Raw genomic sequence first — 13869 nt, forward strand, 5'->3', positions numbered from 1 at the left:
GGTGAGGGCAGTGACTCCTTCCGCGCCTTCAAGGTGGGTCTGGACGACTTCCACACCACCGACTGGGCGGCTTATCTGAACCAGTGGCTCGCCGAGGTCGGCGGCCGTCGCAACTGGCTCTAGGCTCGGCCCCGTCAGCGTTGACGGACGATTCGGAGGTACTCGACGTGTCCGAGGGCAAGAGGGCGCCGCTCCCCCATGACTTCCATCCGCCGGTGGCGGCGTTCACGGTGGTGAGCGACGACATCGCACCGGGCGGGGTCCTGAAGGACGCTCAGGTGTACGCGGAGGGGAACACCTCGCCGCAGTTGCGCTGGGAGGGGTTCCCGGCGGAGACGAAGAGCTTCGCCGTCACCTGTTTCGACCCGGACGCGCCGACGGGCAGCGGGTTCTGGCACTGGGTGCTGTTCGACATCCCGGCGTCGGTGACGGAGCTGCCCGCCGGTGCCGGATCGGGGTCCTTCGAAGGGCTTCCGGCGGGTGCCGTGCACGCCCGGAACGACTACGGCTCCAAGGAGTTCGGCGGTGCGGCTCCCCCGGCGGGGGATCCGGCGCACCGTTATGTCTTCACGGTGTACGCGGTCGACAGCGAGAAGCTCGGCCCGGACGCCGATGCCTCGCCGGCGGCCGTCGGGTTCAACCTGCGGTTCCACACGCTCGGTCGGGCCCAGTTGATCGGCGAGTACGCGGCTCCCGCCACGGGCTGATCGTTCGTTTGTTGTTTGCCCGCTTCTGGTCTTGGAGAGATCAGAAGCGGGCATCTTTTGTTGCGCGGGAAATTGCGTTGTCCGACCCAGGCCGGCCCGGCCATCGTTGATCCAGGCCCGACAGCCCCGTCCGGGGCCGGGTCTGCACACGGGAGGTGGGCACAATGCGGGACACTCTGGTACTCAACGCGAGCTTCGAGCCGCTTTCGACGGTCACGCTCAACCGTGCGGTGGTGCTCGTCCTGCAGGCCAAGGCCGTGGTCGAACACGCTCATCCCGATCTGCGGGTGCGGGGCGCCGCTGTCGATCTCCCGGTGCCGCGGGTGATCAGGCTCTGCCGCTACGTACGGGTGCCCTTCCGAAGACAGGCACCGTGGTCGAGACGGGGGGTGCTGGTGCGGGACCAGCACCGGTGCGCGTACTGCGGGCGGCGGGCGACGACCGTCGACCACGTGGTGCCGCGTGCCCAGGGCGGTGGGGACAGCTGGCTGAACACGGTCGCCTCGTGCGTCGAGGACAACCATCGCAAGGCCGACCGGACGCCTGAGCAGGCGGGGATGCCGTTGCTGCACCAGCCGTTCGAGCCGACGCCGGCCGACGCGATGCTGCTCGCGATGAGGGCGAGCGAGCGGTCCGAGCTGCCGGAGTGGCTGGCGAAATCGGCCGCGTGACCCGGTCTCGTACGGTGTGGGCCCGCCTCCCCCGGTGTGGGGTGGCGGGCCCTTCCGTCGTTCGCGTCAGCGGAGCGTCAGTTGGAGGATCGCGACGACGCCGACCGCGATGATCACTCCTCGCAGGACGGTGGGCGGGAGTCTGCGGCCGACCTTGGCGCCGATCTGCCCGCCGATGGTGGAGCCGACCGCGATGAGCAGGACGGCCGTCCAGTCGAACTCGGCGACGAAGAGAAAGAAGACGGCGGCGACGCCGTTGACCAGGGCGCCGAGGATGTTCTTGACGGCGTTGATCCGCTGCAGGGTGTCGTGGAGCAGCAGGCCCATCAGGGAGAGGTAGAGCACCCCTTGGGCGGCGCCGAAGTAGCCGCCGTACATGCTCGCGAGGCAGAGGCCGACGAGGAGGGCGGGGCCGCCGTCGGGATGGGCCTCCGTACCGGTCTGTTCGCGGCGGCGCTTGACCGCGGCGGCGATGCGGGGCTGGAGGAGGACCAGGACGAGCGCGAGGCCGATGAGGACGGGGACGATCGCGTCGAAGGCCTCGGAGGGCAGTGCCAGGAGCAGGATCGCGCCGACGAGGCCGCCGACGAGGGCGGCGGCGCCGAGGCGGAGGACTCGGGTTTTCTGGCCCTTGAGTTCTCGTCGGTAGCCGATGGCTCCGCTGATGGAACCGGGGACGAGTCCGAGGGCGTTGGAGACGTTCGCGGTGATCGGGGGGAGTCCGGTCGCGAGGAGGACGGGGAACGTGATGAGCGTTCCCGATCCGACGATGGTGTTGATGGTGCCGGCGCCGATGCCGGCGGCGAAGACTGCCAGGGCTTCCCAGATGGACAACGCCATCTCCTTACATGGTCAGTGAGTCGCCTCCCCGCCCTGACGTCGTCGGGGTCGAGGGGCTCGCACCGATCATGCACGAAGATTACGTGTACGGGTCAGTCAACCGGGGGTTCTTCTCGCCGCGCGGCCGGCACGTCCTTGGTGCTGAAGCCGGGGACGTTGCCGTCCTTGTTGCCGAAGGCGCCGGAGAGGCCCTTGAGGGCGTCACCGATCTCGCTCGGCACGATCCAGAGCTTGTTGGCGTCGCCCTCGGCGATCTTCGGAAGCATCTGGAGGTACTGGTACGAGAGCAGCTTCTGGTCCGGGTCGCCGGCGTGGATGGCCTCGAAGACCGTGCGGACGGCCTGGGCCTCGCCCTCGGCCCGCAGCGCGGCGGCCTTGGACTCACCCTCGGCGCGGAGGATCGCCGACTGCTTCTCGCCTTCGGCGGTGAGGATCGCGGACTGGCGGGTGCCCTCGGCGGTGAGGATCGCGGCACGCTTGTCGCGCTCGGCGCGCATCTGCTTCTCCATCGAGTCCTGGATGGAGGTCGGCGGCTCGATCGCCTTGAGCTCGACGCGGTTGACGCGGATGCCCCACTTGCCGGTGGCCTCGTCGAGGACGCCGCGGAGGGCCGCGTTGATCTCCTCGCGGGAGGTGAGGGTCCGCTCCAGGTCCATGCCGCCGATGATGTTGCGCAGGGTGGTGACGGTGAGCTGCTCGATCGCCTGGATGTAGCTGGCGACCTCGTAGGTCGCGGCCCTCGCGTCGGTCACCTGGTAGTAGATGACGGTGTCGATGTTGACGACGAGGTTGTCCTGGGTGATCACCGGCTGCGGCGGGAACGGGACGACCTGCTCGCGGAGGTCGATGCGGTTGCGGATCGAGTCGATGAACGGGACGACGATGTTCAGTCCGGCGTTGAGCGTGCGGGTGTAGCGGCCGAAGCGCTCCACGATCGCCGCGCTCGCCTGCGGGATGACCTGGATCGTCTTGATCAGGGCGATGAAGACGAGCACCACCAGAATGATCAGGACGATGATGACTGCTGACATCGTGTTCCCCGTGTCCTTCGCTGCCTGTTGACTGCCGGGTGGCCTTGCATGATCGAGTTTCGCAGACGACGGAACGTCATGGGCGAGGTTCGGTCACATGACGACGGCGGTCGCTCCGTCGATCTCGACGACGTCGACCTGGTCGCCCGGTTCGAAGGTCTGTCCGGTGTCGAGCGCGCGGGCGGACCAGATTTCGCCGGCGAGCTTGATCCTGCCCCCGCCGGTGGCGTCGACCCGTTCCAGGACGATGGCCTGACGCCCCTTCAGGGCGTCGACGCCGCTGGCCGGTCCGGGTCCGCCGTCGCGGTGGCGGGCGGCGATCGGGCGTACCACCGCGACGAGCGCCACCGAGACGACGACGAAGACGAGTACCTGGGCGACGACGCCGAAGCCGAGGGCGGCGGTCACCGCCCCGGCGACCGCTCCGACGGAGAACATGCCGAACTCCGGCATGGCGGTCAGGACCAGCGGAATGCCGAGCCCCACCGCGCCGATCAGCCACCAGACCCATGCGTCGATGTCCACTTGGCCATGGTAGGGCGGGTGGGGCCCTCCGGGACAGGGCGCGGGCGGCTGTGCGGGACGCCGGCGCTCCGTCCGCTACTTCAGGGGCAGGCCGTGGGCGGTCCAGCGGTCGGCGACGCGCTCGACGACGAGCGGCAGGCCGAAGCAGAGCGAGAGGTTGCGGGAGGTCAGCTCCATCTCCACGGGACCCGCGGCGAGGACCTTGCCCTGACGGATCATCAGGACGTGGGTGAAGCCGGGCGCGATCTCCTCGACATGGTGGGTGACCATGATCATGGAGGGGGCGTACGGGTCGCGGGCGAGGCGGCCGAGGCGGCGGACCAGGTCCTCGCGGCCGCCGAGGTCGAGACCGGCGGCGGGCTCGTCGAGGAGGAGGAGCTCGGGGTCGGTCATCATCGCGCGGGCGATCAGGGTGCGCTTGCGCTCGCCCTCGGAGAGGGTGCCGAACTTCCGGTCCAGGTAGTCGTTCATCCCGAGCCGGTCGAGGAAGGCCTTGGCACGCTGCTCGTCGACCGGGTCGTAGTCCTCGTGCCAGGTGGCGGTCATGCCGTACGCGGCGGTGAGGACGGTCTGCAGGACGGTCTGGTGCTTGGGGAGCTTCTCCGCCATGGCGATGCCGGCCACGCCGATGCGGGGGCGGAGTTCGAACACGTCGGTGCCGACGCCGCCGAGCCGCTCGCCCAGGACGTGGGCGGTGCCCTTGGTGGGGAAGAGGTAGCTGGAGGCGATGTTCAGAAGGGTGGTCTTGCCGGCGCCGTTGGGTCCGAGGATCACCCAGCGCTCGCCCTCCTTGACCGACCAGGAGACCTCGTCCACCAGAGCCCGTCCGTCGCGGACCACGGATACGTCCACCAGCTCCAGTACATCGCTCATGAGCGCGTTGTCTCCCCTTGCGGTCGAGTCGTGTCGTCGCCTTGCGCCGGTGGGCGCGGCGTCCAGGGGAAAACCTACGTTATCGACGGAGCGGGGCCGTCCCTGGGCCTGTCCGGAAACCAGCGCTGTCCGCCCGCCGTCCGCACGGAGAGCCGGGCGGCACTTTCCGGACAGGCCCAGGAGCTGCCCCGGAGTCCCTAGGCTGGGGGGATGCTTTCGGAACCACGCTCAGGACGCCTGGCGGCATGGGGCAACGCCCTGCTGGCCGGGGCGGTGTCGCCGGACGAGGCGGCCCTTGCCATTGTCGGGGAGGACGCGGTGCACCGCGTGGAGGGGCTGCCGGGTGAGGCGCGGCCGGTGGGGCTGACGCTGGCGCTCGGGCGGCTGAGGCGGCTCGGGGTGACCGGGTGGCGGGTGGCGCTGCCCGCGCCGGGGCATCCGCTGGGGCTCAGCGGACCGCCGGACTTCAACGCGCGCGCGTTGGAGGCGGAGGAGGCGGTGGTGGGTTTCGGCGCGCCGTACGGTCTCGTGCCGGAGGTCTCCGAGGCGGGTCCGGCGGGTGACGTGCACGTGGAGGTGGTCTGGCGCTGCCTCACGGTGCGGGAGGCTCCGCCGGCGGACGTACCGTCGCTCGGCGAGGCCGAACGGGAGCTCGCGGAGGCCCTGCGGGACGCGACGGCGGTGCTGACCCGGCTGGACGTGGCGGCCTCGGGTCCGGCGGCGGACGCGGCGCGGGAGGCGTACCGGGCGCGGGCGGAGGTGGGCCGGGAGGTCCTGGCCCCCGGGTACCCGCCGCGGGCGGTCCGGGTCCTGGAGCTGGCGCAGCGGGTGGGCCTGCTGGTGGACCTGGCGTACGACCACGGTCACGGGGGTGCGGTGAGCGCCTCGGAGATGGCGGCGCGGGGGGAGGCGCTGCGGCCGGTGGAGCGGGTGGCGCGGCGGGCGCAGGTCGCCGCCTACAACGCGTACGTGGAGGAGAGGGAGCGGGAACGGGGGTTCTGACCCCGACCGGACCTCCACCCGAACCGGCGGACCGAGGCCCGGGAGGGCCGTCAGGGCCGAGGGGGGTGTGGGGAAAGGGGCCGGCCCCCGGGGGGATCGTCCGGGGGCCGGTGGTTCCGGGGTCGCTCAGCCGTTGAGGGCGTGGTTGCCGAAGGCCGGGTTGAGCAGGCCGATCACGTTGACCGTGTTGCCGGAGACGTTCACGGGGACGTGGACCGGGACCTGCACCAGGTTGCCGGAGGCGACGCCCGGCGAGTTGAGGGCCTTGCCCGTGGCCTCGGCGCCGTGGGCGGAGGCGACACCCGCACCGGCGGCGACGATGCCACCGGCGACCATGGTGAGGGCAGCGGCCTTCTTGAGGTTCTTCACTTGGTACATCCTCCTGGTCATCGCTGCGGCCGGTCAGCCGCAGCACGCCATGGAGAACGCCGTACCCGCCGACAGGTTGCGCCGAACGGGGGACATATACACGACGGTATGAAGGACTGAACGGTCGTGCGCCCGGCGCGCGAGGGGGCGCCCCGGGGGCGCGTCAGTCGGTGAGGCCGTGCCGGACCGCCCAGAGGGCCGCCTGGGTGCGGTCCGCGAGGTCGAGCTTCATGAGGATGTTCGAGACGTGCGTCTTGACCGTCTTCTCGGAGAGGACGAGCGCGCGGGCGATCTCGCGGTTGGACCGGCCGTCCGCGATCAGGCCGAGGACCTCGCGCTCCCGCTCCGTGAGGGTCGAGCCGCGTCCCGTGCCCCCGGGAGAGTCCTCCTGGGCGAGGAGCGCGCCCGCGACCTCGGGCTGGAGCAGGACGTGCCCCGCGTGGACGGAGCGGATGGCGCCGGCCAGGGCGTCGGGGTCGATGTCCTTGTAGACGTATCCGCAGGCGCCCGCGCGGAGCGCGGGGACCACCGTGCGCTGCTCGGTGAAGCTGGTGACGATGAGGACCCTGGCCGGGTTGGCGAGCTCGCGGAGCCGCTTCAGCGCCTCGATGCCGTCCGTGCCGGGCATCTTCACGTCCATGAGGACCACGTCGGGGCGGAGCTCCTCGGCCCTGGCGACGCCCTCGGTGCCGTCGGACGCCTCCCCCACGACCTCTATGTCGTCCTGTACCTCCAGGAAGGTGCGCAGGCCCCGTCGGACGACCTGGTGGTCGTCGACGAGCAGGACGCGGATCCGGTTGTCAGCCACCGGGGACCTCCATCTCGATCGTGGTGCCCTCGCCCCGGGCCGAGGTGACGGTGAGCGATCCGCCGACGCCGCTCGCCCGGTCCCGCATGGAGACCAGGCCGAGGTGGCGCCCGGCGCTGCGGACCGTACGCGGGTCGAAGCCCTTGCCGTCGTCGGTCACGGTGAGCCGCGCGCCCTGGCCGCTGCGGGTGAGGGAGACGGTGACGTGTTCGGCGTCCGCGTGCCGCAGGGCGTTGTGCAGGGCCTCCTGGGCGACACGGAGCACGGCCTCCTCCTGTGCGGCGGGCAGTGCGCGGGTCCCGGGGCTGTCGAAGGTGACCCGGGCCGTGTGGGCGCGGTCGAGGACCTGGACGTGGGTGCGGAGGGTGTGGACGAGGCCGTCCTCGTCCAGGGCGGCGGGGCGGAGCTCGACGACGGCGGCGCGCAGCTCGTCGGCGGCCTCGGCGGCGAGCGCGGCGACCTGCTGGAGTTCGCCCTTGGCGCGGGCGGGGTCGCGGTCGACGAGGGCGGCGGCGGCCTGGGCGGTCAGCCGCAGCGAGAAGAGCTTCTGGCTGACGGCGTCGTGCAGCTCGTGGGCGAGGCGGGAGCGCTCCTCGGCGATGGTGAGCTCGCGGCTGCGCTCGTACAGGCGGGCGTTGGTGAGGGCGATGGCCGCGTGCTGGGCGAGGATCGAGAGCAGTTCCTCGTCCTCGGCGGTGAAGCCGCAGCCGCCGTTCTCCTTCGGGCAGCGCTTGTTCGTGAGGAAGAGGGCGCCGAGGATCTCGTCGCCGTCCCTGACCGGGAGGCCGAGGAAGTCGGACATCTCGGGGTGGGCATCGGGCCAGCCCTCGAAGCGGGGGTCCTCGCGGACGTCGGCGAGCCGCTCGGGCTCGGCCTTGTGGAGCATCGACGCGAGGATGCCGTGCTGCCGGGGCAGCGGGCCGATCGCCTTCCACTGTTCGTCGCTGACGCCGTCGACGACGAACTGGGCGAAGCCGCCGTGGTCGTCGGGGACGCCCAGGGCCGCGTACTCGGCGTCGAGCAGCTCGCGGGCGGAGGCGACGATCGTCTTGAGGACGTCGCGGACCTCCAGGTGGCGGCTCATCGCCAGGAGGGCGGTGCTCACGGCGGCCAGGCCGGAGCTCGGTCGATGGCTCATGTGTTCACCGTACCGGCGGGCCGTGACGGTACGTATCCGTCCGGAGACCCGCGTGGGAGGGGGACCGAGGACCTAGGTCGTAGCGTCCCGAGGCCCTGTCATCCCGTAGGAGGAGAGGGCTCACTGTGCGCATTGCTGGCGCAACTGCTGGTGAGGTCGTTAGGGGGCCGGTGTGAGCCCGGGCATAGGACCCACATCACCTACGAAGCCCCCTAGTGGACGCTCATAGGGCCGGACAGGGTGGGGTGAGTCCGACATAAGGGCGCCTCATTGGCTCCTGCACGAGTCCGTGATCCACTACCCGGGATCGTACGTCACACCTTTGCCACGGGGTTTTGCTGCCGCTAAGAATTGCCACCGTCGCCGCCAAGCAGGCGCAGCGCCGCCCCCGGCGGAGCGACTCCCAGCGATTCGAAGAGGTAGTCCGGAATGTCTGCGAACACCCCTGGCCACAGTCGTGGTCTCAAGAAGACCCACAAGGCCACGATCGCCGGCGTCGCCGCTCTGGGCGCCGCAGCGCTCACCCTCTCCCTCGTACCCGGCAACGGCAGCACCGAGACGGAGCCCGTGGCTCTCTCCGGTACCCAGCAGGTGGCCTGGTCGTACGACGCGAGCAGCCCCCAGGCGAAGGCGCTGGCCGCCAGCGTCACCGAGCAGCAGACCACCATCGGTCTGAAGGCCAAGCAGGAGGCCGCCGCGGCCAAGGCGAAGGCCGACGCGAAGGCCAAGGCCGACGCCGCGGCCAAGGCGAAGGCGGCCGCCAAGGCCAAGGCCGACGCCAAGGCGAAGGCCCAGGCGCAGGCGAAGGCCGCCGCGAAGAAGCGCGCCGCGGAGAAGACGGCCGCGAGCCGTTCCGTGGCCCGTACCCCGGTCTTCGCGAACAACCTCGACGGCTGGATCCGCGAGGCGCTGTTCATCATGGACAAGCACAACATCCCGGGCACCTACAACGGCCTGCACAAGAACATCATGCGCGAGTCCAGCGGCAACCCGCGGGCCATCAACAACTGGGACATCAACGCCATCAACGGCGTCCCGTCGAAGGGCCTGCTGCAGGTCATCTACCCGACCTTCAAGGCCTACCACATCCCCGGCACCAAGTTCGACCAGTACGACCCGGTCGCCAACCTCGTCGCCGCCGCCAACTACGCGGCCGACCGCTACGGCTCCATCGACAACGTCAACAGCGCGTACTGATCGCGTCCGGTCCGCTGTCGTACGCCGAAGGGCGGCACCCCGTGCGGGGTGCCGCCCTTCGGCGTGTCGCCGTCTGTGGCTACTTGCGCATGACCTCGGGCTCGTGGCGGCGCAGCAGCCGCGCCACGACGACGCAGCAGACGACTGCCATCAGCAGCTGGACGCCGAGGTCGAAGCTCCACTGGCCGGCCGTGTGCTCCCACAGCGCGTCGGTGTTCGTGGGGTCCTTCGGATCCCACGGCGGCATGAGACGGGCCAGGTCGAGCGTGGTGCCGGCACCGGCGATGCCCCAGCGGGAGGGCATGAGCCAGGCGAACTGCTCCAGGCCGGGCGAGCCGTACACCTGGAAGAGGATGCCGGTGAACACGACCTGGATGATCGCGAACATGACCAGGAGCGGCATGGTCTTCTCGGCGGTCTTCACGAGAGCGGAGATGACCAGGCCGAACATCATCGAGGTGAGGCCGAGGGCGATCACCTGGATGCACAGCTCGACGGCCGGCGGCATCAGGAGCCCCTCGGCGGGCAGCGCCCGGGTGGAGAAGCCGATGCCGCAGATGATGACGCCCTGGAAGGCCGTGATCACGCCGAGGACGATGACCTTGGACATCAGGTACGCGGAGCGGGAGAGGCCGGTGGCGCGCTCCCTCTCGTAGATGACCCGCTCCTTGATCAGTTCGCGGACCGAGTTGGCGGCGCCGCTGAAGCACATGCCGACCATGAGGATCAGCATGATCGTTCCCGCGTCGCCGTTGAAGCGGGACGGGGGGGTCGGCGAGCCGAGGCCGAAGTCCGCCGGGATGACGACCGAGACCGCGCCGAGGACGGCCGGCAGGATCACCATCAGGCCGAGGAAGCCCTTGTCGGAGGCGATGACCGAGACGTAGCGGCGCATCAGGGTCCACAGCTGGGAGCCCCAGCCCTGCGGCTTGGGCGGCCTGGCCGCGGCCTGCTGGGGCATCTGGACGGGCTGGGCGGCGACGGCGTCGATGTCCGCGGCGTAGAGCTGGTAGTGCTGCGAGCCCTTCCAGCGGCCCGCCCAGTCGTAGTCGCGGTAGTTCTCGAAGGCGGAGAAGACGTCGGCCCAGGTGGAGTAGCCGAAGAAGTTCAGCGCCTCGTCCGGCGGGCCGAAGTACGCCACCGAGCCACCGGGGGCCATGACGAGGAGCTTGTCGCAGAGGCCCAGCTCGGCCACCGAGTGGGTGACGACGAGGACCGTGCGGCCGTCGTCCGCGAGGCCGCGGAGCAGCTGCATGACGTCACGGTCCATGCCCGGGTCGAGGCCGGAGGTCGGCTCGTCCAGGAAGATCAGCGAAGGCTTGGTGAGGAGCTCCAGGGCGACCGAGACGCGCTTGCGCTGACCACCGGAGAGGGAGGTGACCTTCTTCTCCTTGTGGATGTCGAGCTTGAGCTCGCGCAGCACCTCGTCGATCCGGGCCTCGCGCTCAACGGTGGCGGTGTCACCGGGGAAGCGGAGCTTGGCCGCGTAGCGCAGCGCCTTCTGGACGGTCAGCTCCTTGTGCAGGATGTCGTCCTGCGGGACCAGACCGATGCGCTGGCGCAGCTCGGCGAACTGCTTGTAGAGGCTCCGGTTGTCGTAGAGGACATCGCCCTCGTTGGCCGGGCGGTAGCCGGTCAGCGCCTTGAGCAGGGTGGACTTTCCGGAACCGGACGGACCGATGACACCGATCAGCGACTTCTCCGGGACGCCGAAGGAGACGTCCTTGAGGATCTGCTTGCCGCCGTCGACCGTGACCGTGAGGTGGCGGGCCGAGAAGGAGACCGAACCGGTGTCGACGAACTCTTCCAGCTGGCCGCCGACGAGCCGGAAGGTCGAGTGACCGACACCGACGATGTCCTGCGGGCCGAGGAGGGCCGTGCCGCCCTTGGTGATCGGCTGACCGTTGACGTACGTGCCGTTGTGCGAGCCGAGGTCGCGGATCTCGAAGCGGCCGTCGGGCGTCGCGTGGAACTCGGCGTGGTGCCGCGAGACCTGGAGGTCGGAGACGACCAGCTCGTTCTCCAGGGCACGGCCGATGCGCATGACGTGGCCCAGGGCCAGCTGGTGGAACGTGGTGGGGCTGCGGTCGGCGTAGGCCGACGACGCCCCCGCGGCGGCGCCGTGCTGACCGTGCCCCTGCTGGTGCGGAGTCTGCTGCTGCGGCACGTGGGGCTGCACGGGCTGCGGGGGCTGCTGCCAGCCCTGCTGCTGTGGAGCCTGCGGCTGCTGCGGGGCCTGGTGCGCCGGCGGGGCCTGGTGCGTGAGCCATTCGGCCTGGGCCGCCTGCTCCGCGGCCTGGTGCGCCGGGACGTGCTGGGCCTGCGGCTGCTGGGCCTGCGGCGCGCCCTGGGCTCCGGCGGCGAGATTCAGCCGCGGGCCGTCGGTCGCGTTGCCGAGGTGGACGGCCGAGCCGGGACCGATCTCCACCTGGTGGATCCGCTGCCCCTGCAGGAACGTGCCGTTGGTGGAGCCGTGGTCCTCGATGACCCAACCGCGGCCGCCCCAGCTGATGGTGGCGTGGCGCCACGAGACCCTGGCGTCGTCGATCACGAGGTCACCCTGCGGATCGCGGCCCAGGGTGTACGACCTGGACGGATCGAGCGTCCAGGTCCTTCCGTTCAATTCCAGTACGAGTTCTGGCACTCCATGCCCCACTACTTGTCCCCCGATGTACCCCCGTCGCTGGGAGTCTAGGGATGGCGAACATCGTGGGGAACTATTTCAGGCCCGGTCCCCTCTCCGAAAGTCGGGCCGCGTGAAGACCCGGAAGAGGGTCCCCCACGGGTCCCGCCGGAGCGCGCCGACGACCACTCGGGTGTCCGCTGGGCGGGACGGGGGGCCGGGTGGCACGAGGTGCCCGATACGGTGGAAGCACCATGAGCGCATCGCAGACCTCAGACGTTCCCACCCTTCTCGTCAAGATCTTCGGGAAGGACCGTCCCGGGATCACCGCGGGACTCTTCGACACCCTCGCCGCCTACTCCGTCGACGTCGTGGACATCGAGCAGGTCGTCTCCCGCGGCCGACTCGTCCTGTGCGCGCTCGTCACCGAGCCGACCGTCGCCTCGCAGGGCGAGCTCCGGGCCACCGTGCACAGCTGGGCCGAGTCCCAGAAGCTCCAGGCCGAGATCATCTCCGGTACGGGTGACAACCGGCCGCGCGGCAGTGGGCGCTCCCACGTGACCGTGCTCGGGCACCCGCTGACCGCGGAGCAGACGGCGGCCATAGCGGCCAGGATCGCGGAGACCGGCGGCAACATCGACCGCATCTTCCGGCTGGCGAAGTATCCGGTCACGGCCGTCGAGTTCGCCGTCTCCGGCTGCGAGACCGAGCCGTTGCGGACCGCGCTGGCCGTCGAGGCGCGCACCATCGGGGTCGACGTGGCCGTGGTCTCGGCCGGGCTGCACCGGCGCGCCCAGCGGCTCGTCGTCATGGACGTCGACTCGACCCTGATCCAGGACGAGGTGATCGAGCTCTTCGCGGCGCACGCGGGCTGCGAGGACAAGGTCGCCGAGGTGACGGAGGCCGCGATGCGCGGCGAGCTGGACTTCGAGCAGTCGCTGCACGCGCGGGTGGAGCTGCTCGCCGGGCTCGACGCCTCGGTGGTCGACAAGGTCCGCGCCGAGGTGCGGCTGACGCCCGGGGCCCGGACCCTGATCCGTACGCTCAAGCGGCTCGGCTACCAGGTGGGCGTCGTCTCCGGTGGGTTCACGCAGGTCACCGATGATCTGAAGGAGCGGCTCGGGCTCGACTTCGCCTCCGCCAACACCCTGGAGATCGTCGACGGCAAGCTCACCGGACGGGTGACCGGCGAGATCGTGGACCGGGCGGGCAAGGCGCGGCTGCTGCGCCGGTTCGCGACGGAGGCCGGCGTGCCGCTGGCGCAGACGGTGGCGATCGGCGACGGGGCGAACGACCTGGACATGCTGAACGCGGCCGGGCTCGGGGTGGCGTTCAACGCGAAGCCGGTGGTGCGCCGGGCCGCTCACACGGCCGTGAACGTGCCCTTCCTGGACACCGTGCTGTACCTGCTGGGCATCACGCGCGAAGAGGTCGAGGCGGCGGACGGCCCCGAGGACCTGCTGCACTGAGCGGTGGCGGCGCCTGTACGCCGATGGGGCCCGGTCGCCGGACGACGGCCGGGCCCTTTTCCGTACGGTGACAGGAGTGCCGGTCGGGCCGGCCGGTCAGGAGTGGGGGGTCCAGAAGTCGACGAGCCGTGCGGCGCCGTGCTCCAGGGACTTCCACTCGCCGCTGAAGGTGAGGACGGCGAAGGCGGCGGTCGGGAAGCCGCTGCGGTTCATCCGGGACTGGGTGTCGCCCTCGGAGTCGCCGGCCAGGGCGTCGGCGAGGGCGTGCATACCGGGGTTGTGGCCGATGACCAGGAGGTCGGAGACGTCCTCCGAGGTCTCGTTCAGCAGGGCGATGAGCTCGCCGAGCGAGGCCTCGTACAGCCGCTCCTCGTACACGGTTTTGGGGCGCTCCGGAAGTTCGTGTACGGCCAGCTTCCAGGTCTCGCGTGTTCTGACGGCGGTCGAGCAGAGGGCCAGGTCGAAGCCGATGCCGGTCTCGGCGAGCCTTCGGCCCGCGACGGGGGCGTCCGCGCGGCCTCGCTCGGCGAGGGGGCGCTCGTGGTCGGACTCCTCGTTCCAGTCCGCCTTCGCGTGTCGGAGCAGCACGATCCTGCGGGATGTATCGACGCTCATG

Annotated in this window: 14 protein-coding genes and 1 pseudogene; 6 read left to right on the forward strand and 9 right to left on the reverse strand. The window is 70.6% G+C overall.

The genetic code is table 11. The features are described 5' to 3' along the window. The 3 genes and pseudogenes from ACFWUY_RS30465 to ACFWUY_RS30475 form a co-directional block, all read left to right on the forward strand. Positions 1-123 (forward strand): annotated as a pseudogene (locus ACFWUY_RS30465) (sporulation protein); the annotation flags it as partial. 44 nt (positions 124-167) lie between these two features. Then, a complete protein-coding gene (locus ACFWUY_RS30470) occupies positions 168-707 on the forward strand; it encodes a YbhB/YbcL family Raf kinase inhibitor-like protein (RefSeq protein WP_384117047.1) in 540 nt (179 codons plus the stop codon). A gap of 164 nt (positions 708-871) precedes the next feature. Then, the gene (locus tag ACFWUY_RS30475; protein WP_384117050.1) at positions 872-1378 is read left to right on the forward strand and encodes an HNH endonuclease; all 507 of its coding nucleotides are present in this window, start codon (positions 872-874) and stop codon (positions 1376-1378) included. 66 nt (positions 1379-1444) lie between these two features. On the opposite strand, the gene ACFWUY_RS30480 is transcribed toward ACFWUY_RS30475, so the two are convergent. From ACFWUY_RS30480 to ACFWUY_RS30495, 4 genes are all read right to left on the reverse strand, one after another. After that, positions 1445-2218 (reverse strand): sulfite exporter TauE/SafE family protein, encoded by a 774-nt coding sequence (locus ACFWUY_RS30480; RefSeq protein ID WP_384117053.1) that lies wholly within the window; start codon positions 2216-2218, stop codon positions 1445-1447. Positions 2219-2310: 92 nt separating this feature from the next. Further along, positions 2311-3249, reverse strand: coding sequence for an SPFH domain-containing protein (locus tag ACFWUY_RS30485; protein WP_384117056.1), 939 nt, complete (start codon positions 3247-3249; stop codon positions 2311-2313). Between the two features lie 93 nt (positions 3250-3342). Continuing rightward, positions 3343-3774: an NfeD family protein gene (locus ACFWUY_RS30490; RefSeq protein ID WP_384117059.1), complete on the reverse strand. Its 432-nt coding sequence runs from the start codon at positions 3772-3774 to the stop codon at positions 3343-3345. Between the two features lie 75 nt (positions 3775-3849). Beyond that, positions 3850-4647, reverse strand: a complete 798-nt coding sequence (locus ACFWUY_RS30495; protein WP_384117061.1) for an ABC transporter ATP-binding protein — start codon at positions 4645-4647, stop codon at positions 3850-3852. A 210-nt stretch (positions 4648-4857) separates the two neighbouring features. Here ACFWUY_RS30495 and ACFWUY_RS30500 point away from each other — a divergent pair, with 210 nt between their 5' ends. Then, positions 4858-5649 carry a hypothetical protein gene (locus ACFWUY_RS30500; protein ID WP_384117064.1) on the forward strand — a complete coding sequence of 264 codons (792 nt, stop codon included), beginning with the start codon at positions 4858-4860 and terminating at the stop codon, positions 5647-5649. A gap of 126 nt (positions 5650-5775) precedes the next feature. Here the strand turns inward: ACFWUY_RS30500 and ACFWUY_RS30505 are convergent, their stop codons facing one another. The 3 genes from ACFWUY_RS30505 to ACFWUY_RS30515 all read right to left on the reverse strand — a co-directional run bounded on the left by ACFWUY_RS30505 (position 5776) and on the right by ACFWUY_RS30515 (position 7964). Next, positions 5776-6018, reverse strand: coding sequence for a chaplin (locus tag ACFWUY_RS30505; RefSeq protein WP_328945375.1), 243 nt, complete (start codon positions 6016-6018; stop codon positions 5776-5778). Positions 6019-6181: 163 nt separating this feature from the next. Next, a complete protein-coding gene (locus tag ACFWUY_RS30510; RefSeq protein ID WP_384117068.1) occupies positions 6182-6826 on the reverse strand; it encodes a response regulator in 645 nt (214 codons plus the stop codon). Beyond that, the gene (locus ACFWUY_RS30515; protein ID WP_384117072.1) at positions 6819-7964 is read right to left on the reverse strand and encodes a GAF domain-containing sensor histidine kinase; all 1146 of its coding nucleotides are present in this window, start codon (positions 7962-7964) and stop codon (positions 6819-6821) included. Before ACFWUY_RS30515 ends, ACFWUY_RS30510 begins: the two co-directional genes overlap by 8 nt. A 429-nt stretch (positions 7965-8393) precedes the next feature. On the opposite strand from ACFWUY_RS30515, the gene ACFWUY_RS30520 reads away from it, so the two are divergent. After that, positions 8394-9161, forward strand: coding sequence for a transglycosylase SLT domain-containing protein (locus tag ACFWUY_RS30520; protein WP_384117077.1), 768 nt, complete (start codon positions 8394-8396; stop codon positions 9159-9161). A 79-nt stretch (positions 9162-9240) separates the two neighbouring features. On the opposite strand, the gene ACFWUY_RS30525 is transcribed toward ACFWUY_RS30520, so the two are convergent. Further along, positions 9241-11817 (reverse strand): FHA domain-containing protein, encoded by a 2577-nt coding sequence (locus ACFWUY_RS30525; RefSeq protein WP_384117081.1) that lies wholly within the window; start codon positions 11815-11817, stop codon positions 9241-9243. Positions 11818-12038: 221 nt separating this feature from the next. Here ACFWUY_RS30525 and serB point away from each other — a divergent pair, with 221 nt between their 5' ends. After that, on the forward strand, positions 12039-13253 hold the full coding sequence (gene serB / locus ACFWUY_RS30530) for a phosphoserine phosphatase SerB (protein ID WP_384117084.1): 1215 nt from the start codon (positions 12039-12041) through the stop codon (positions 13251-13253). 96 nt (positions 13254-13349) lie between these two features. Here serB and ACFWUY_RS30535 read toward each other — a convergent pair whose 3' ends face one another. Beyond that, the gene (locus tag ACFWUY_RS30535; RefSeq protein ID WP_384117087.1) at positions 13350-13868 is read right to left on the reverse strand and encodes a SixA phosphatase family protein; all 519 of its coding nucleotides are present in this window, start codon (positions 13866-13868) and stop codon (positions 13350-13352) included. Position 13869: the final 1 nt, after the last annotated feature.

This window comes from Streptomyces sp. NPDC058664 (assembly GCF_042716635.1).
Classification (GTDB): domain Bacteria; phylum Actinomycetota; class Actinomycetes; order Streptomycetales; family Streptomycetaceae; genus Streptomyces.

Excerpts from the sequence above, each read along its gene's own strand:
- ACFWUY_RS30520 (WP_384117077.1), top strand. The coding sequence starts at position 8,394 with ATGTCTGCGAACACCCCTGGCCACAGTCGTGGTCTCAAGAAGACCCAC.
- serB (WP_384117084.1), top strand. The coding sequence starts at position 12,039 with ATGAGCGCATCGCAGACCTCAGACGTTCCCACCCTTCTCGTCAAGATC.
- ACFWUY_RS30495 (WP_384117061.1), bottom strand. The coding sequence starts at position 4,647 with ATGAGCGATGTACTGGAGCTGGTGGACGTATCCGTGGTCCGCGACGGA.
- ACFWUY_RS30485 (WP_384117056.1), bottom strand. The coding sequence starts at position 3,249 with ATGTCAGCAGTCATCATCGTCCTGATCATTCTGGTGGTGCTCGTCTTC.
- ACFWUY_RS30480 (WP_384117053.1), bottom strand. The coding sequence starts at position 2,218 with ATGGCGTTGTCCATCTGGGAAGCCCTGGCAGTCTTCGCCGCCGGCATC.
- ACFWUY_RS30535 (WP_384117087.1), bottom strand. The coding sequence starts at position 13,868 with ATGAGCGTCGATACATCCCGCAGGATCGTGCTGCTCCGACACGCGAAG.
- ACFWUY_RS30515 (WP_384117072.1), bottom strand. The coding sequence starts at position 7,964 with ATGAGCCATCGACCGAGCTCCGGCCTGGCCGCCGTGAGCACCGCCCTC.
- ACFWUY_RS30475 (WP_384117050.1), top strand. The coding sequence starts at position 872 with ATGCGGGACACTCTGGTACTCAACGCGAGCTTCGAGCCGCTTTCGACG.
- ACFWUY_RS30500 (WP_384117064.1), top strand. The coding sequence starts at position 4,858 with ATGCTTTCGGAACCACGCTCAGGACGCCTGGCGGCATGGGGCAACGCC.